Origin of the sequence: Buttiauxella massiliensis (assembly GCF_902500225.1) — a bacterium.
In the GTDB taxonomy this organism is placed as follows: domain Bacteria; phylum Pseudomonadota; class Gammaproteobacteria; order Enterobacterales; family Enterobacteriaceae; genus Buttiauxella; species Buttiauxella massiliensis.
On sequence record NZ_LR722652.1, the window covers coordinates 1 to 17979 of the forward strand.

General features: G+C 47.5%; 18 protein-coding genes. All 18 read right to left on the reverse strand.

Annotated elements, in window-relative coordinates:
• Nucleotides 1–1106: 1106 nt before the first annotated feature.
• A protein-coding gene (locus GC128_RS08555; RefSeq protein WP_151993943.1) for an IS3 family transposase occupies nt 1107–2218 on the reverse strand; the annotation gives its coding sequence in 2 pieces (ribosomal slippage) (nt 1107–1957 and nt 1957–2218; 1113 coding nt in all).
• 296 nt (nt 2219–2514) lie between these two features.
• A complete protein-coding gene (locus GC128_RS08560; RefSeq protein WP_151993944.1) occupies nt 2515–3312 on the reverse strand; it encodes a helix-turn-helix transcriptional regulator in 798 nt (265 codons plus the stop codon).
• 472 nt (nt 3313–3784) lie between these two features.
• Complete coding sequence (locus GC128_RS08570; RefSeq protein WP_151993945.1) at nt 3785–4093, reverse strand: CcdB family protein; 309 nt, start codon at nt 4091–4093, stop codon at nt 3785–3787.
• A gap of 2 nt (nt 4094–4095) precedes the next feature.
• Nucleotides 4096–4335 carry a type II toxin-antitoxin system CcdA family antitoxin gene (locus tag GC128_RS08575; RefSeq protein ID WP_151993946.1) on the reverse strand — a complete coding sequence of 80 codons (240 nt, stop codon included), beginning with the start codon at nt 4333–4335 and terminating at the stop codon, nt 4096–4098.
• A 107-nt stretch (nt 4336–4442) separates the two neighbouring features.
• Nucleotides 4443–4691, reverse strand: a complete 249-nt coding sequence (locus tag GC128_RS08580) for a CopG family ribbon-helix-helix protein (protein WP_151993947.1) — start codon at nt 4689–4691, stop codon at nt 4443–4445.
• Nucleotides 4692–4744: 53 nt separating this feature from the next.
• On the reverse strand, nt 4745–5578 hold the full coding sequence (locus tag GC128_RS08585) for a DUF4942 domain-containing protein (protein ID WP_151993948.1): 834 nt from the start codon (nt 5576–5578) through the stop codon (nt 4745–4747).
• Nucleotides 5579–5717: 139 nt separating this feature from the next.
• Nucleotides 5718–6389: a metallophosphoesterase gene (locus tag GC128_RS08590; protein ID WP_151993949.1), complete on the reverse strand. Its 672-nt coding sequence runs from the start codon at nt 6387–6389 to the stop codon at nt 5718–5720.
• Between the two features lie 41 nt (nt 6390–6430).
• The gene (locus tag GC128_RS08595) at nt 6431–6784 is read right to left on the reverse strand and encodes a TA system toxin CbtA family protein (RefSeq protein ID WP_151993950.1); all 354 of its coding nucleotides are present in this window, start codon (nt 6782–6784) and stop codon (nt 6431–6433) included.
• 17 nt (nt 6785–6801) lie between these two features.
• Nucleotides 6802–7155: a type IV toxin-antitoxin system YeeU family antitoxin gene (locus tag GC128_RS08600; protein ID WP_151993951.1), complete on the reverse strand. Its 354-nt coding sequence runs from the start codon at nt 7153–7155 to the stop codon at nt 6802–6804.
• 17 nt (nt 7156–7172) lie between these two features.
• Nucleotides 7173–7646, reverse strand: a complete 474-nt coding sequence (radC, locus tag GC128_RS08605) for a RadC family protein (RefSeq protein WP_151993952.1) — start codon at nt 7644–7646, stop codon at nt 7173–7175.
• Nucleotides 7647–7684: 38 nt separating this feature from the next.
• Nucleotides 7685–8506, reverse strand: coding sequence for a DUF932 domain-containing protein (locus GC128_RS08610; protein WP_151993953.1), 822 nt, complete (start codon nt 8504–8506; stop codon nt 7685–7687).
• 86 nt (nt 8507–8592) lie between these two features.
• A complete protein-coding gene (locus GC128_RS08615) occupies nt 8593–9063 on the reverse strand; it encodes a hypothetical protein (RefSeq protein ID WP_226812034.1) in 471 nt (156 codons plus the stop codon).
• Between the two features lie 122 nt (nt 9064–9185).
• Entirely contained in the window at nt 9186–9869 is a 684-nt protein-coding gene (locus GC128_RS08620) for a hypothetical protein (protein WP_151993954.1), read from the reverse strand.
• A 264-nt stretch (nt 9870–10133) separates the two neighbouring features.
• Nucleotides 10134–10685 (reverse strand): hypothetical protein, encoded by a 552-nt coding sequence (locus GC128_RS08625; RefSeq protein WP_226812036.1) that lies wholly within the window; start codon nt 10683–10685, stop codon nt 10134–10136.
• 25 nt (nt 10686–10710) lie between these two features.
• Nucleotides 10711–11742, reverse strand: coding sequence for a hypothetical protein (locus tag GC128_RS08630; protein WP_151993955.1), 1032 nt, complete (start codon nt 11740–11742; stop codon nt 10711–10713).
• Between the two features lie 217 nt (nt 11743–11959).
• On the reverse strand, nt 11960–12925 hold the full coding sequence (locus GC128_RS08635) for a 5'-nucleotidase (RefSeq protein ID WP_151993956.1): 966 nt from the start codon (nt 12923–12925) through the stop codon (nt 11960–11962).
• Nucleotides 12926–13029: 104 nt separating this feature from the next.
• The gene (locus tag GC128_RS08640) at nt 13030–14766 is read right to left on the reverse strand and encodes a P-loop NTPase family protein (protein ID WP_151993957.1); all 1737 of its coding nucleotides are present in this window, start codon (nt 14764–14766) and stop codon (nt 13030–13032) included.
• 64 nt (nt 14767–14830) lie between these two features.
• Nucleotides 14831–17965: a type I restriction endonuclease subunit R gene (locus GC128_RS08645; RefSeq protein ID WP_151993958.1), complete on the reverse strand. Its 3135-nt coding sequence runs from the start codon at nt 17963–17965 to the stop codon at nt 14831–14833.
• Between the last annotated feature and the right edge of the window lie 14 nt (nt 17966–17979).

Below are 17979 nucleotides of genomic sequence, written 5' to 3' on the forward strand. Positions count from 1 at the left end.
CTAAATGAATTACTGCTTGGTCACTCTTCAAGACTTGATATTTTTTTGATACCCGAAGGTATCTGAGATATCAATCCTGCGAGTGCCCACACAGATTGTCTGATAAATTGTTAAAGAGCAGTGAGTTAGACGCTTTCGCTTGCTAACTCGAGGTGGCGTATATTACGCTTTCCTCTTTCAGAGTCAACCCTTAATTTCAGGATATTTGACTCTCATCGCCGCCGTTACTCTGTGATGTTGTTCACATGTTCCGTGTCGATGGAGGCGCATTATAGGGAGTTCTTCTGAGGCTGCAAGCCTAAATATGCAGTAATTTGACTGACTGCTGCAATCCCCAGCAAAACCCCGCCTTATACGCAGTTGTTCACAAAGTTATCCACAAAACTGATCGACTCTCCTTGATAAACTAATCTCAAAGTCAGTACTAACGTCATCAGGACCACCAGAAACGCCCCATGAAGACGCATTTTTCTGCCTCACCGCTCCTTCGCGAAGCCGAGGTTGCCGTTCCTAACCGCGAGATCTGCCTTAAACATGCCACCTCCTGTTCTTCCTTCTATATATAGAAGGCGTAAGAAGTTTGGCGACATGGAGAGCAAGGCTTTTGATGGAGGCAGCATCGTGCGTGAATGTATCCGGCTTCTCCCAAGTGAACAGTTGTTACAGCCGAGCCACGATGAACCCCACACACATCGTTCCTTTATAAGTACACTTCGGGCTTTCGGTACTATCTGCTTTCGGCCTGCGTCGATTCGCAGCTGTGTTATCAGCTTAAACACAGCAAACCAGTGAAACGCATGCGAACCGGTTTAGCTATATAAATGTACGCTGCACGATGATGTCTTTGTCGACCTGTTCGTGAACTGCGTGATGGGTGCCTGGCGCGTAATAAAGAAGGAAATCGTTAAGCCGGAGATTTACGCGGGGAGCCAAGCTTGGGTGTTGCTGGATTTAGATTAGCCCAACTACAAAGATGATTTTGCTTTTGCTTGAGCAAGCAGTTGCATTTTATCCAGGTCAGATAGCTTTCCCCAACTTAATGTCAGCTCTGCTAATTGATCATCAACCATATAGAAGTAAGCAAGCGGGATGTAAGCACACCCGTTTTAGTTCCACGCACTTTTTGAGATTTCCGGGTTATCAGCCATCAGCCGGTATTCTTCCGGCGTCAGGTTATTCAGGGATTCATGAGGCCGCTCGCTGTTATATTCTGACAACCAGCGCTCCGTGATCTCCCGTGCTTCATTCAGTGTTCTGAACAGGTAAAAATCCAGTATTTCGGTCCGGTACGTTCGGTTAAATCGTTCGATAAACGCGTTTTGCGTCGGTTTGCCTGGCTTGATAAATTCCAGCATCACGCCATGCTCCTTAGCCCATTGTGCCAGAGCCAGTGATATCAGCTCCGGTCCGTTATCCATCCGCATCTTCAGTGGATATCCACGGTTTGCCACTATCCTGTCCAGCACCCGCACAACCCGCTGCGCCGGGATATTCAGGTCAATTTCTATCGCCAGAGCCTCGCGGTTAAAATCATCCACGACGTTGAAAGTCCGAAAACGTCGGCCACATGTCAGCGCGTCGTGCATAAAATCAATCGACCAGCTCTGGTTGAGTGCTTCCGGCGTTGCCAGCGGAGCCGGATTGCGCACCGGAAGACGTTGTTTCCCCTTGCGGCGAAAATTGAGTTTCAGCGCGCAGTAAATCCGGTGCACGCGTTTGTGGTTCCAGCCGTGCCCTTGTCTACGAAGCACCTGAAAAAGCTTCTTAAATCCGTATCGCGGATAGCGTTCTGCCAGTTCAGTCAACGCCAGGATCACCGGTTCATCACGCCGGGTATCGGGCTGATAAAAATACACCGTCCTGCTCAGCGAAACTGTCCTGCATGCCTGGCGGATGCTCATGGAAAATTGTGCAGCCAGATAGCTGACAAGTTCCCGCTTTATCGCTGGTTTTAAAGCTTTTTTTCGATAACGTCCTTCAGCGCCCGGCATTCCAGACTCAGATCGGCAAACATCTGCTTCAGACGACGGTTCTCGTCTTCAAGATCTTTTATTTTTTTGATATCAGCGGCTTCCATCCCGCCATATTTCTCCTGCCAGTTGTAGTAGCTGGCTTCGGAAATAGCGGCCTCGCGGCACACATCTTTGACGGTGCGCCCGGCTTCAACAGACTTCAGAACGGCGATGATCTGGTGCTCGGTGAATCGGATCTTACGCATAGTGATCTCCACAGGTGACATAATCAGTATGTCGGAAGAACTCTAAAAGTGAATGGCGCGGATTACGGGGATGCTTACACTAGGAAGAATGGTCAGGCAAAGCCTTGCGGGGACTGGATTTTAGACATAAAAAAAGACCTCAGTTGAGGTCTATTTACATACATATGGTGCGAAGGCCGCACCGCATTTTACGACGTAACTTACTGAAATAAATAACATTACAAAGCAAGATAACCGCCAGATATACTCACATGTATACTCAATGCTATTCTCTGGAAAATCAGCTAACTCAATGATTACTCGTCATCTTCTTCCACAGGCTCCAGCGCGTCAAGTGCGACTCGCACCATGGCAATAGAACCGATACGGATAAAAGCATCTTCGCCATCCTCATCGGTTAGCATATAGCGCTCCGTTGCTTCAGCATCGCTATCAAGCATTTCAAAGAACGCATTCAACTGACCGATTTCGCCCGTCTCTTCATTTGTTGCCACATCAGCCTCAACACTCAGCGGTATCTCTGGTCCGCCGTTCACCAGCGTGATATGGACATTAAAATAATCGTCTTCATAGTCATCATCCTCTTCGCTCACGATGGGTGCAAAGCCATCAGACAGGAACTGGTGAAATACCACTTCACGAATATTTAACGCGTAACGATGCTCGGCGGAATCAAAAACGAAGAAACATTCTGTGTTTGGCGCGGTTTTTTCCTGAAAATAATAATAAAACCGCCGCTTATCCGCAGCCGAAATGGGTAGCAACAAATAGTCCTGCTGCCCCTGCAGCCAAAGCTTTACGGTCCAGAGACCACTATCCATTTCAATGCCACTTGAGGCTATCGTCTCAAGATCTTCATCAGTTTTACGGCGCTTACTACGGAAGTCGTTTATCAACCGATCGCTTTCCGGGAACACGACGTTTAAAGGTTTATCCAGGGCATTGCATATTGACTGTGCGAGGCCCAGCTTCGCGGCAACCGCTCCTGTTTCGATACGTTGGATTTGCTGCTGACTGGTGCCGACCATAGACGCCAGCTCGCGTTGAGTGATCGACAACTGGGTACGAAGTTGTTTGATGTTGTTTTGCGGCATAGTGTCACCCTTCAGATCAGGCAGATGCGATCATTAAAACACAGATAAGAGTATAAAACACATAAATGAGTAAAGCGAAAGGTAAGAGAAGAGGATAATGTGACTGATATCAAAAGCATAAAGATCATTAATAGACGCGAAAGCCCCTATTTAAGGTCTTTTGTGTTTACCTATAGCGAAATTTACCATATGTACGGAAAAACCATTTTCAGATGTCTTTTTGTTACGCAATCTCTGCCGGGTTGGTCGGGATACGCATTTAAGCTGAATAATGTCTAAGCAGGTGGGGGTTGATACACGGGGTGAAGAAGCGATCCGCCAGAGAGGACTGGATAATTTACGCCCGGTAGTGGAAAAAGAACTGCTGCATTATGACATTCTGTTTTGCCTGTCAGAAACGGCAGCAGTCAGTAGGATGTTAACAAAGGCGAATCGTGCCGCGAGCAACTCCCCATGCAGGCCTGCAAGTAAGTTAAAAACCATCAAAGATAAAGTCGAGCGAATTTTTAATGGTTTGCCGGTATGAACGGGCATCCATCACCTCATCACCAATCTGTGACAGCCTGATACTGGCCATTTCGTGAGTCATAACCAGATAGTCATTCCCTTCCACATTCAGAGTAGGCGTCAGGCGCTTAACCGGATTATTTACCAGGCTGCTCACAGGAAACAGCGGGATAACCAAGCGAGTATGCAGCTCATCAATAATATCGCTCTGCACATCAAGTAAATAAGGATAAGCCTTGCTGTTTCCTTTATTGCGATAAACCACGTATTGCATGGTTAAAACGTCCTGTAATCGTCCGACAAAAGGCCGTGCTCATCAGTAATACGATTGAGCTCCTGCAAACCTGCTTTGTTTTCAGCTTTCCAGCGTTCAACACCTGTGGCACTGATTTCCTCTTTCAGCGCAGCGGTAAGCACCGCAGACAGATTGATACCTGCATCACGGGCTTGCTGAAGCAGTACAGGTTCCAGCGTGACGCTGACAGTCTTTTTATGTCGTACACTCATACCTGGCATAAGGCCTCCTGAAATTACACGTGTAGTTAACACATGTACCTAGTATGGGGAAGATTTAAGCAAATCGCAATGGGAGGTGACTATCGGGGGAGCGGCATCTTTGCTTGTCAGGCATCCTTTAAACGATTGGCAAAATCTACCATATCCGAGTGGCTCACCACTTGACTAGCATCCACACCGGCAAGACCGATCTGGATGTTCTGGTGACGTCGTTCTCTTTCAGCCAGAAAACGGGTCAGTGCTTCATTAATAACCCAGTTCTTGGAAAAGCCTAATTCAATAGCCAGATGTTCAACAGCTGCGGCCAACTCCACGGAAATTTGTACATTGATGGTTTGTGTTGTGAGCGAATTCATTAAGATTACCTCGCTAAAAGCCCTGGGTGAGTTTGATAAAGCAATGCTTATCCTCATTTCGCTGGCAGCGCCCCCGGATAGTGCTTCGCCACGATATCATTCATCTTCTCTACCAGATCCAGACGTTTAAACGTGATATGCCCACTTCCCTTCTGGAAATAGCGAAGGGTGAAGAGATCGTCCTCAAACACCTGCTCACGCGGGTTATCGCGAATAAAATCCATAAACCTGATGGAAACATCGTATCGGTTATCGGGAATGGTTTTGCCATCCAGCAGGCACAACATTCTCTCCAAATCGGCTAGCTGATCACGCCGCCAACCCCAGTTCAGGCCGAAGCCCCATTTGTCATACTTCACCAGGCTGTTGATGATGATCCGTTTGCCGAAATAGCAAGGATGGTTTGTTTTGTAGTCCCAGCTTAATCCTTTAAACACGTTGATAATGCCGCGCTCGAATACCTCCTGTTTGTTGTGATGCAACTGCTCAAAGGTGTTGAGGATATTGGCTTCACTGATCGCCGGGAGATCGCCCTCCTCCAGATTCTTCGCCCACTGGCTGCGGGCTTCTGCATCCATCAACGTCAACATGCCAGATTTGAGCATAAGATCACGCCATATGCTGCGGTCGATATTGCGGGTGATCACAGGCATCGCTTTGTCGACAGGTTGAACCAGCCAGCAGTCAAACGAATGCCCCTGACGCATTGCCCAATGATCCGCTACGTCGCCACCAATGCCGGAAGTTAGGCGCGAGATAGCATCAAGCTGGCGGATCAGCACTTCAATCTGCTTCAGAGCAGCATCACGCCCCGTTACGATTCGTTCAATATTGGTCGAGCAAATCAGCTCGGTGTGGTCGGTTAAGACTTCAGCTTCTGTTTGCATGATATTTTGTCCGTACAAAACAAAAGCGCCTGCCGGGAGTGGCAGGCGCATTATGCGGTGAATAAAGAGTGTGGGAAGGTCAGAAAGGTAAATCGGGAAAGCGGCTCGCAGGAAATGATGCGGCCTTACACTGATTTCATTACAGTTGCGATTCACCTCCCTGAATTTGTAGTAGCGTCAGGTTGTCAACGAACACGGCACCGGTATCGATATAGTACTGATTGGCGAATTGCTGCGGTGTTTGCAGCGGCGTATGACCGAAAATAAACTGGTCAGCGCCGTTGATTGCCTTAACCTGCCCATGAGATGACGCGGCAATGCGATCCCGGCTCCAGAGGATCGCCTCTTCATTGACCGGTTTGCCGAAGATGTAGTGATTATCAGGATAATCGGCATGGCAAATAACAAACCTTTTACTCTGGATTGTCACTTCAATAACCAGTGGCAGTGCGGCGATCTGCGGCAACAACGCCCTGACCCGCTGCTCATCTTCAAGATCCAGTTCAAAAAACCAGCCACCGCCGTTCACCCGCCAGTGTTTCGTACTGCCACCATTCAGCAGGCAGTCCAGCAGCATCTGTTCATGATTGCCGAGCACTGACAGAAACCACGGGCGGGTAAGCAACGCCAGACATTCAACGTTTTCCGCCCCGCGATCGGCCATATCACCGACTGAAATCAACAAATCCTGCGAGATATCGAATCCGATGCTGGTTAGCTTTTTCAGCAACAGGCTATGACAACCATGGAGGTCACCGGTAACCCAAATGTTGCGCCAGTCAGCGCCGTTAATGTGTTGGTAAACAGACATTTTCACCTCTGCGTTAACAAGAACATTCAGGCTACTAAAGGTCAGTGACATAACCTGTCAGCGGCAGATAGTGAAGCAACCATTAATCTGCACGCATGACGGGCACGCTGGATATCCAGCGGAGTGAGAAACGGTTCCTGAGCGTCGGCGGTGAAACCATGCCGATCGATACGTACCAGCCCACAGCGATCCACAATGAAGTTCACCGCGTCCATTGGCGACAGAGAGCGATCGATATGTTCCTGAATAACCGCATCGTCACAGAAGGGTGTGTCGTTCAGTGCAAGGCCGTAATGACGATCCAGCAGATACGTCAGCAGCTTTTGCCAGGCTTCCAATGGAGACAGGCGTGGGGAAGCCGCTGCCGCTGAAGACAGTGATAAGGCGTGTGGCATAGGGATTTCCTTGTATATCAGAGCAGGAGGGTTTTCGTTTGGCTTGATGGATAGATGGTGATATAGACGTAGCCGTAACTGCCGTTGGTATCGGCATCACAGCTCAGACCGTTCAGCGAGACGCTAAAGCGTTTTGCCTGACGAGGGTCCAGTTGACCACTTTTCAGTGCCGCCTCCATCTTCTTAACAAACCGTGGAAACGTGCGGTTCAGCGTCTGTAACTGCCTCCGTGTGAACTTGCCGTTAAAACAAGAGCGATCAGGGAGGTAATGCAGTCGCTGACCTTCCTGGACTAACCGTGCACCAAACGATGGTGTGATATCGTCTCGCAGGCCCCACCAACACTGATCAGATGTAGTGTTCTTTTCCATGATGATTTCCTGTGTAGTTATAGCCAGCCGCGTTCCGCGAAAGAAATGGTATCGCCACCAGCAATAATGAAGTGATCCAGCACGCGTACATCCACCAACGCCAGGGCTTTGATGACCTGGCTGGTGAGGTGTTTGTCCTGCTGGCTGGCCTCTGCGGCTCCTGATGGATGGTTATGTGCCAGAATCACTGCCGCCGCATTATGGCGCAGCGCGGATTTCACGATTTCGCGGGGATGAACCTCAACGTGATTAATAGTGCCGAGCGCAAGCGTTTCGTATTCCAGCAGGCGATGCTGGTTATCGAGGTAAAGCACCATAAAAGCTTCACGCTCCTGCTGTGAGAGATTCAGCTGTAGCCAGACTTTTGTGAACGTTGTGGCAAGAAATTGCTCGCCGGGGTGACGCTGGTATTTTTCCAGCAGACGCATTGCCCGGCGAATAACACGCTGCTCATTGGGCGGAAAGGCTGGAGTTAATATCAGTTCAGACATAGAGATCCTTTTAACAGCATGTGATTAAGATGAAAGATTCATGAGACGTGTTGCAGCATGTTCTCTGCCAACACCCACAGAGCGCGGTTCAGTTTGATATCGCCATCGATACCCTGAATGGCGCGGGTATGGCGGCGTTTGCCCTGTGCCGAACGACCGTTTAGCCCGCCTTTTATCAGATTCTCCTGTACACGCTGGAAAGTGGTCCACAGATCGCTCTTCTCATCCTCCCAACGCCGAGCGCTCAGCACCTGCGTTTCAGTGATGGGGTGATGTTCTTCACCGTAGCGATACGTCAGCACGGCACGGGCATAAGCTTGTTGATTTTCCGGCGTGAGCGTAATGGCCTGCATTGCTTCTTTGCCCTGCTCGATACGGTCGAACACATCGAGTACCTCATACGCGCCTTCAATCACCTGCCCCACCACATCACCTTTATGTGGAATGCGGATGTCACCGAAGGACTGACTGCAAACCAGACCATTCGAACAGACCTGGCGATACATTCCCGGCAACATGCGGTAACTGCTGGTACCGTCATGGCTGTTGAGCAGCACGATTTCCTGAACTTCCTTTTGGGTGATTTGCCCGGCACGACGCAGGCGCAGCATATGCTTTGTGTATTCACGGCGATCAGGGTCACGCACGCGAGCCTGACAGGCGAAGAACGGCTGGAACCCTTCATGTTGCAAGCTCTCAAGTACGTTGATAGTCGGGATGTAGGTATAGCGCGAACTGCGTGAAGTGTGCTTATCGTCGCCAAAAACGCCGGGAACAACGCGCATCAACTCATCGTGGGTCAATGGGCGGTCGCGGCGAATTGAAGTTGCCGCGCCATAAAGGGTGGATAATCGGGTCATAGTGAGATTCCTTATAAACGGCAAAAAGCCCGGACACATCGGTGTCCGAGCTTTATCAAAGAGATATTTTCTGCTGATGCAACAACTCAGGACTGATTCATACAATCCTGCCAGGTGATGCCTTTCAGTGCTTCGTTAAGCCCACGGGCGCTGAATGGCTTTGAATCACCGGTCTGGCGGGAAGTGAAAACAATGGTGTCACTTGCTTTCGCGTGCGCCAGCGCCTCAAACACAAGCTGCGCCGGAACCGGCTCGTTCGGGAACATCGTATCGTTACTCAGCTCATAGGTTTTGTTGTTGATCCGCAGATACAGATCATCCAGCGCTTCATCAGATCTGGCCGACCAGTTTTCCTTTTGCGAGCTAAGCGTGACCAGCATCTGTTTGTTACTACAACTGACCGTCAGCGCCTGTCCGGCACGGTTCTGCGTGTTCAGGGCGAACTCCATGCCACCGGTGTTGCCGTACCAGTTCCCCCATTCCTGTTCAGTAACAGCGGCGGAAACACTGGCAGAAATCAGCAGGACGGTGGATAAAGCAATGCGTATTTTATTCATGAAAAAACCTCATTCATCAGAATGTTAGAAATGGATTATTGAAGGTTTGGGAGAGAGATAACATACCAATGGTCAGTGACACAGCCTATCAGCAAGCCATGGCGATAAGAGAAAATGTTGTTTCAGTCTGGGAGACGGGGGATGGCATCCAGAAAGGTAGTACGGGCAATACCACCAATAGTGCGAGTAGAAGCCATGTCCACAGCACCGCTGACAACACCGCCCGCCAGCGGCACCAGACGGATCATGCTTTCCGCGCTCACCAGCCCGGCGCGGGTGACGAGCAGCGCCAGAGTTTTCTCTGCCACCTGCTGCGTTATTGTCACCGCCCAGCGGTTGATAGACTGAAGCGACAATTCATGTAACAACGCTTTTGCCGCGTTACCACACAGGCATAAACCTGCAAGTGCTCGGATGCGCTCGTCAGACAGTCGGTGTTGCCCAAGACAAGCAATCGCCGCTACCAGTCGGGTCTGGAGAAACAACACGCTGGTAACATTCAGCGGCAGCGTAACAGGCAAAGCCACTACACCACCGATGCCGGAGAGAAAGCCACTGCTACCTGCTTTGATACTCTCCCAATGGACTATATTGCGGGAGGCGAGCTGCACATCACCGTTGGCGTCTTCAAGATAGCGAGCAGCGAGCATTTCGGCTGATTCGGCACCTGCGATGCCGCTGACAGCTTTATCGTAGAGCCAGCCGACAATGGTGTGGAAAGAGCGTGGGTGAGCGGTTTCGGGGGACTCATCGGTATCGTCATCTTCGTAGTATTCAGCGTCTTCGTATTGATTGTTCAAATCCATATCACTCCTTTGTTATCAGACAGATAAAAAGAAGGCTGGGACCATCGTGAAGATGATTCCAGCCGGAGGTTCATAAGGGTGATATGGGTGTGAAAATATTTGGATTCGCTGGCGTAAGTATCTTCTACTGAATAGTTACCCAGCCATTAAGCGGATATGGTAGTAATCTGTGCACCCGCCAACAATTTGCTCAGGGACCTGAATGACCAGTGTTGTAAATGCGTGATTCAGGGATGAGGAGTGTTGTTGTGGAAAATTAGAAATTTAATTAATTCTGACTTGTTTATTCTCTGAATAAATATATCGAAACTTATCACCATATATGGATTCAATATCCAGAATAAAATCCAACCTAGATGATTCTAACGTCGCTAACATTAACATCAGAGAATCAAGTGAACAGCTCTTATCTGTTCCCCTTGCCTCAATCAGAAACGTTTCGTCCCCAACTCTGAAGGAGTCATTTGGTCGTGGGCCACCAACGACGAAACACTTTGCATTTAGTCCAAGAGAGCTCACTGCACCAAGAAATACATTGTTATTGATAGGATTAACCTTTTTTCCATCGACAGTGACAGAAATGGCAGAAACAAATGCTGTTCCCATCCCATTATTGATGATGTAAACACCCGATTTGTTAATTCGGCCATCATTGGCAAAGTAGGCATTAACTCGTGGTTCGACAGAAATATGGTTGTGTCGAATTTGTTCCTTTCCTTGCCAGATTGTGAAAAAAAGAGAACCGATAGCAATAATAATTCCCGCTGATGCCAGAACTGTATCTCTGTATTCTTTAAAAAACGCTCTTATATCCATAACCGCCTTCCCTTTATTGATTTAACTAATCACTCACGCGATTAAGGATCCTTTCCAGGTATTCCCCGAGCTGATGTTTATGCAACAAGGCTCCAACGTCTCGCGCCCAGGATTCCCCCTCGCCGAGAATAGCCCGACTGTGAGTTGAAGCGTACAGATAGCGGGTATCATAAAGATTAATCAACGTCTGGTTCACCCCATCAACGCTACATTCAGGGTTTTTACGCTGTTGTTGCTCCAGCGCCCGGACAATACGAGCCTGATGTTCAGGATCTGACGGAAACTCCCTTTCATTCAGTTCACTGAGCACCAGAAACAGAGGCGGGATACCTTCTTCAATCGCCGCCTGAAGACGATAATGACCATCCAGGATCACAAACGATGCCAGCCCGGCAATGTACCAGACCAGCACAGGTGGTAACGTCCCCTCACGGCATTTTTTACGCCACCATTTTAGCCGCCCGGCATCGGTTTTTATCGAGTAACGCCCTAGCAGCAAATTACCGCCCCACCACCAGTCCACCAACCTGACTTTTTGCGGATCCGTTAAATCAGGGAAATCTTCGCCATAGAGAGTCCAATCACAGCCAATATTTCCCGTACTGGCTGGCGAATTAAAACACCAGTGTGCAACCGGTACAGTCTGTTGGCAGGAGTATGGCGCAGTACGGTTGACCAAATCCATTGGTCTCAATAACCAACGACGCGTAGGTAACAGTGGTTCAGGGGCACCCATCAGTTGCCGGGCAAAATAGCGACACCATCCACTTATCCATGCCTGCTTTTTAACTGACTCCACATCGGCCGATGTCACAGGAGGCAACAAGTCCTGCTGACCGGGATGATCGGCATTAAACACCAGCCAGACGCCGGAATGATCTTTAAGCATTGAAGCCCAGAACAATGTCTCTCCCTGAAGCTGAAGCGCCATACGCCCATGGTGACCACTTAGCATCTCCATCGCCTGATCGGAGTGTTGCTCACCCCGGACCATTAACTCCAGTCCCTGCCAGGTGTTATTCCGATCAAGTAAATCCTTCCACCAATATTGCGCCATTTACCATTCCCTGTGACTTATTTGCGAACAGTTTAAGGTAGCCAAAGAGCGTTACATAATGAAGAAATTTATGAGGCATGATTTCTCATTCGCATTCTGAGTTTCCGACTACCAAACACTTCCCCCTGGGTTAGATCTTGCTGGCGTTGAGATTGTACTGGGTGCGCTATGCTGCTTGACCGTCGACAAATATTACTGCGTCATAGCTTTGGACGCTTTATGACGCTTCACTCTTAAAAAGCTCAGAATTACTGGCATAAGGAACCTTCCCTGAAGGAACAACGCTTGCTGCAGCATTCAAATGCACATCCTGATCGTCAAAGAAAATATGCGGCTTAAATGCCTTCAGAACTTTTGTTTTTTCAACACCGCCCAGAAAAAAAGCTTCATCAACATAAACTCCCCAACTTCTCAGCGTTTTAATAACTCGCATTTCCGAAGGGCTGTTTCTGGCCGTCACCAGTGCAATACGGACAGGAGAATACTCAACCCTTGTCGGTAGTCGCTCCTGAAGCTTGGCTATTTTTTTTAGCAAAGTGGCATATGGCCCCTCAGCCATTGGGATATCTTGCTGTGCATCCTCCTGGGCATGAAAAGCAGCCATACCTTGAGTCTTATAAACTAACTCACTTTCATCAGAGAAAAGCACGGCATCACCGTCAAACGCAATGCGGACCTGCCCTTCCGGTATATCGGAGGCGTCGGAAGGTGGATCTTTTAATATAGCGGCGGCGCAAAACCGGGAATCAATGACCTTTTGGGCATCTTCGACATTGGTAGTTAAAAACAGATCGACATCAAAAGCATCAAGGTAATCGGCAACGGTTTCGCCTGCGGTAAAGGCAGTGCGTGTGATATCGAGTTTGTCATGACGAATGGTATTCAAAACGCGGATACCGGTATCAGGACTGTTACGCGACATTACGACAACTTCAACTAACGGTGATTTATCATCCGGTTGACGATGCTGGTTGAGCCCCAGAAGAGCTTTGACTAAGGGGTAACCTGTACCAGGCTGCAAAGGTTGGTTTTCGTGCTCCAGCATATAGGCGCGATACTTTTCGATAGCACTATCGGGATCGGTCGCATAAGTTTCGCGAAACGTGCGATCGGATTCGCTCATGTCAAAAAGCGCCGTTGCGCTAATGCCGATAACCAAGGTGTTACTTAAATCTAAAGGCATTATTACTCTCCTTACACGAATATAAAAAGAACCACCAATGACACTAACAGAAAAATTTTGATAAATAGCCCAAAACATTAGCTTGGGCTATTTACCCACCTGTGCTATTTACAATTATCAATTGACTTAACAACGACCCCCTTCATTTTATCTTTGAATTTTTTAAAACTTTCAACTTGAGAAGAATCGACCACCACGTCATTAATAATAGTGGACACTGCATTTCTTCTCTTTATGGTTGAGCCAGCACCTGCAAATAAATAAGATTCTTTCCATTTTTCATATGGTTCAATGATTAAATTATTGCGAATAAAACCAAGAATAAGTTTATTGAACTCTCTTTTTATTTTATCAATGCTCTTTTGTTTTAAATTATCAACTGCATCACACTCCCAACTTGTTGGCGATGACAAGAAACCACCAATATATTGACTTGCAACCTCTTCAAAATCAGTAATTGGCATAAACATTCTGAATTCATCTATATTTGAATACATCCGCCTGTTAAATGCCTCTATTGTTTTCCAATGCTCCTTATTCAGTAATCTATTGTATTTTGATTTAAAATTATTAGAGGTGGTGTTTATATGCAATGCTAATAATTCGAAGTCATATCTCGGCTCTATAAAAACATCATAATTATCAATCATGGAAACTGTACTTTCGAATATCGAGTTAAAACCGAGCATTAACCTCTCATTGTATTCAGACTTATCAAGATTACCAACAAAATAGATATCATCAATAGCAATATTGCATTTTACATCTTCTTTTTTTAATGCATCCAGTACATTGCTAAGCCCATCTTTTACACAGTCAATTCTTTCATCATCGGTAGGTTCATCAGAATCATAAGGTATAACTTCATCAAGTTTAGTAAAGATCAGCTTTAGTTTATCACCATACCCACGCTGAAATATGCTTTTCAATGCATTTTTACCACCAGCAATAAATGGTTTCTTTGATTCTTCAATAAGCAAAATGGAATTTACATCATAAAAGAAATCATAATGTCTGGCATCTAACTGGGCACTTTCTTTCGTATTATGACCAATACCCTCACCATCAATAATGACTATTTCCGTGCTATCACTTACCCATTCTGATTTGAGCGCCCCACTCACTCTGGAATATTCAACAACAGGGGATATCGATTCTTTATCACTTGATAGTATTTTTTTGCATTTCGTAATAAAAATTTCTTTTTCTGGGGAACTAAATTTGTATATCTGTGATTCGTTATTTAATTCTTTCCCATCACAAATTGACATTACAACCTGCTGGACCGCACCCAATATTTCATTTTGGATACATTCAACTTTATCATTAAGTTCATCAATAGCAAAGCTGATATATTCATCCTGATCAGTAATATCACCTTTAAATATTTCTTTTAGTTCATTTATTTTTTGAGAAAGCAATGGAGTGAGCAAAACAACTTTTTTAGCAAAACCTTCAATATTATTTACATCAAGAAGGTAATATAAACGAAACCGCTGATCGCTTGTCTGACGCAAGCTTCTTATAACGTCATCACCTTTCAATGATTTTTCCAACGCTTCCTTTAGTATTTCCTTAATATATCCTTTAATTTCAGCAACGGATTTTAATAAAATTGTCAATTCAAAATCAGAAGACTTGCATATTACATATTCAGTTGGTGCAACAGTTGTTCTATTCTGTCGGGTAGTTGGGAATTTAGTGTTTTCAGTCCCTAGAACCTTTCGAATAAAAGTTGTTTTTCCTGCACCAGTATCGCCTAAAAGATATATTTTAGGGATTCCTTTAGGGATTGGGCTTACTTTATCTAATTGTTGCTGTATTTCACTATATTTGCTCACGACTGTGCCTCTTAACTAATGATGATTTAGCTATGGCTGGCAGTTGACAGGGCCAGCCCAAAATTCACATCGTCCAGTGATTCGAAATCACTTCCGCTTGTTTCAGAATCAGTTCTACTGCATCAGGTGTTTTATCAGGTGGATACTTATAACGACGCAGTGTCTGACGAACCAGAATACGCAACCTGGCCCGAACGCTCTCGCGCACTTGCCAATCTACGGTGGTGGATTGCCGTAGCTTCAGCGTCACTTCTATCGCTAGCTTCTTAAGCACCTCATCTCCTAATTCCCGAACGGCGCTTTCGTTTTCTGCTAATGCGTCGTAGAAAGCAATCTCATCAGGATTTAGGCCAAGTGCATCATCACGCGCCATTGCGGACTGAAAATCCTTCGCCATCTGGATCAGCTCTTCAATCACCTGTGCCGTCTCAATAGCCCGGTTGTTATATTTAATTAACACCGCCTGAAGACGTTCCGAATACTTCTTCTCCTGCACCACGTTATTTTTTGTGCGGGACTGGATACCATCATTAATCAGTTTTTCCAGCAACTCTACCGCCAGGTTACGATACGGCATATCGTGGACTTCCTGCAAAAACTCATCAGAAAGTAAGCCAATATTGGGTTTATCCAGCCCGGCTAGTGTGAAAATATCATCCACGCCGTTAGCAATTACGGCATTATCCAGAATCTGTTTCAGCGCGGAGTTTTTCTCGGCCTGACTTATTTTTTTGTCCACGCTGGTAAATTTGCTGATAGCGGCCTTCACCGCAGACAAGAACGCAATCTCCAGTTTATAAGGCTGCGCCGCATCCAGCGTACAGCAAAGCGACCAGGCTTTGGTAATTGCCAGTACGTTATCAAGAAAACGCTTCTTACCGTCTTCAAGGCCGAGCACGTAGTTTGCAACAGGCACCAACAGCTTTTGTGCGTAAGCTTCAAAGCCGGTGTAGTCAAAACCCGCTGACGTTGCTGTTTTGGCAAACATACCGTGGATGATGTCTAGCTTTTCCAGCATAATTGCCAGTGCTTCTTCGGCATTAATGGTCGCATCGCCTTTACCGTTTGCATCGGTATAGGTTTTCAGTGCCAGTTTCAGTTCATTGGCGATTCCGATGTAATCAACCACCAGCCCGCCGGGTTTATCTTTAAATACCCGGTTGACGCGGGCAATGGCCTGCATCAGGTTATGTCCGCGCATTGGCTTGTCGATATACATAGTGTGACAGCAGGGGGCGTCGAAGCCGGTCAGCCACATATCGCGCACAATCACCAGCTTCAGTGGATCGTTCACATTCTTGAAGCGTGACTCTAGTCGTTTTTTAGTTCGCTTGTTGTAGATATGCGGTTGCAGCATTGCCTTATCGGACGCTGTACCGGTCATCACGATTTTGATTTGTCCTTTTTCAGGATCGTCATTGTGCCACTCTGGGCGTAGCGCGATAATTTCATCGTAAAGATGGACGCAGATTTCTCGGCTCATCGCGACAATCATCGCCTTGCCGTCCATTACGGTATTGCGCTTCTCAAAGTGGGAAATCAGATCAGCGGCAACCTGCTGGAGACGAGGTTTAGCACCAACCAGTTTCTCCAGACGGCTCCATTCACCTTTGGTTTTTTCACGCAGGTCCAACTCATCATCTTCAATCAGTTCATCAACCTGATCGGAGAGCGCCGCCAGTTCTTCATGATTGAGATCGAGTTTCGCTAGCCGGGATTCGTAGTGAATAGGCACTGTTGCGCCATCGTCCACCGCATCCTGAATATCGTAAATCGAGACGTAATCGCCAAATACAGCGCGGGTATCGCGATCCTCTGCCGAAACCGGTGTTCCAGTAAATCCCAGAAACGAGGCGTTGGGCAGCGCGTCACGCATATGTTTAGCGTAACCGTATTTATAGACGCCGGTTTCCCGGTCCAGGTTGGCTTTCATGCCGTACTGGCTGCGATGCGCTTCATCGGAAATAACAACGATATTGCTGCGCCCATTGAGTACCGGATGGGCGTTTTCCCCTTCTTCCGGGGAGAATTTCTGCACGGTAGTGAAGATAATGCCGCCTGCATCGCGAGTAGCAAGCAGTTCCCGCAGTGCTTCGCGGTCATCCGCCTGCACTGGCATCTGTTTTAGCAGTTCCTGCGCCTGACAGAAGGTGCCGTAAAGCTGACCGTCCAGATCGTTACGATCGGTTACGACCACAATCGTCGGGTTGCCCATCTCCGGCTGTTGTAGCAGTTTGCCGACATAACAACACATGGAGATGCTTTTACCGGAGCCCTGCGTATGCCAGACCACACCTGCTTTCTTACTGCCTGGCTGAATGTTGCTGTGCAGGGCTAGTTGCTTACCGGTAGCAGCGACGATCGTTGCCTGCACGGCCTCACGTACCGCGTGGAACTGGTGATAACCGGCTATTTTTTTAACCAGCCTTTCGTCATTGTTCTCGAATAGGATGAAGTAGCGGATATAGTCGAGCAACAGTTCCCGGTTAAAGAACCCCCGCACCATGGTTTCCAGTTGCCATTCCAGCAGGGGCTTGTCATTTTCATTACTGATGGTCTTCCACGGCATAAAACGTTCTTCCGTGGCTGTCAAAGAACCCACACGTGCCAGATAGCCATCGCTGACAATCAGCGCTTCATTGCTGATAAACAGATCGCGAATTTCATCTTTATAGGTCTGTAACTGGTGGTAGGCATCCCAGATATCTACTTTGTCGTCGATGGGGCTTTTCAGTTCCACCACCGCCAGCGGCAATCCGTTAATAAAGCAGACGATATCCGGGCGACGAGGCTGTTTCGTCCCGCTGATGGTCATCTGATTGACCACCATAAAACGGTTGTTTTGCGGCTGGTTAAAATCCACCAGCAAGGCATGGTCGTGGATAAGTTCTTCGTCGCGGCGGTACTGAACCGGTACACCTTCCAGCAGCCAGTGATGGAAGGCTTTGTTACTGGCAATCAGATCCGGGCTTTCAGCACGAGTAATACGGGAGATAACCTGTTCGAAGACGTCTGCGGGCAGATGCGGGTTGAGTTTTTGCAGGCAGGAGGTCAACACGGGTGTCAGGAATACATCATGATAGCTGGCGCGTTGCGGGTTACTACCATCAGGAGCAATATCCGGCCCGTGATGAATTTCCCAGCCTTGTTCGGCAAACCACCCCAGGCAAAGCTGTTCTAAGTCGTCTTCAGTCAGCATCGGTAACGTCCTGT

Excerpts from the sequence above, each read along its gene's own strand:
- GC128_RS08635 (WP_151993956.1), bottom strand. The coding sequence starts at position 12,925 with ATGCCTTTAGATTTAAGTAACACCTTGGTTATCGGCATTAGCGCAACG.
- GC128_RS08575 (WP_151993946.1), bottom strand. The coding sequence starts at position 4,335 with ATGCCAGGTATGAGTGTACGACATAAAAAGACTGTCAGCGTCACGCTG.
- GC128_RS08570 (WP_151993945.1), bottom strand. The coding sequence starts at position 4,093 with ATGCAATACGTGGTTTATCGCAATAAAGGAAACAGCAAGGCTTATCCT.
- radC (WP_151993952.1), bottom strand. The coding sequence starts at position 7,646 with ATGTCTGAACTGATATTAACTCCAGCCTTTCCGCCCAATGAGCAGCGT.
- GC128_RS08580 (WP_151993947.1), bottom strand. The coding sequence starts at position 4,691 with ATGAATTCGCTCACAACACAAACCATCAATGTACAAATTTCCGTGGAG.
- GC128_RS08625 (WP_226812036.1), bottom strand. The coding sequence starts at position 10,685 with ATGGATATAAGAGCGTTTTTTAAAGAATACAGAGATACAGTTCTGGCA.
- GC128_RS08645 (WP_151993958.1), bottom strand. The coding sequence starts at position 17,965 with ATGCTGACTGAAGACGACTTAGAACAGCTTTGCCTGGGGTGGTTTGCC.
- GC128_RS08610 (WP_151993953.1), bottom strand. The coding sequence starts at position 8,506 with ATGACCCGATTATCCACCCTTTATGGCGCGGCAACTTCAATTCGCCGC.
- GC128_RS08630 (WP_151993955.1), bottom strand. The coding sequence starts at position 11,742 with ATGGCGCAATATTGGTGGAAGGATTTACTTGATCGGAATAACACCTGG.
- GC128_RS08615 (WP_226812034.1), bottom strand. The coding sequence starts at position 9,063 with ATGAATAAAATACGCATTGCTTTATCCACCGTCCTGCTGATTTCTGCC.
- GC128_RS08595 (WP_151993950.1), bottom strand. The coding sequence starts at position 6,784 with ATGCCACACGCCTTATCACTGTCTTCAGCGGCAGCGGCTTCCCCACGC.
- GC128_RS08560 (WP_151993944.1), bottom strand. The coding sequence starts at position 3,312 with ATGCCGCAAAACAACATCAAACAACTTCGTACCCAGTTGTCGATCACT.
- GC128_RS08620 (WP_151993954.1), bottom strand. The coding sequence starts at position 9,869 with ATGGATTTGAACAATCAATACGAAGACGCTGAATACTACGAAGATGAC.
- GC128_RS08585 (WP_151993948.1), bottom strand. The coding sequence starts at position 5,578 with ATGCAAACAGAAGCTGAAGTCTTAACCGACCACACCGAGCTGATTTGC.
- GC128_RS08600 (WP_151993951.1), bottom strand. The coding sequence starts at position 7,155 with ATGGAAAAGAACACTACATCTGATCAGTGTTGGTGGGGCCTGCGAGAC.
- GC128_RS08590 (WP_151993949.1), bottom strand. The coding sequence starts at position 6,389 with ATGTCTGTTTACCAACACATTAACGGCGCTGACTGGCGCAACATTTGG.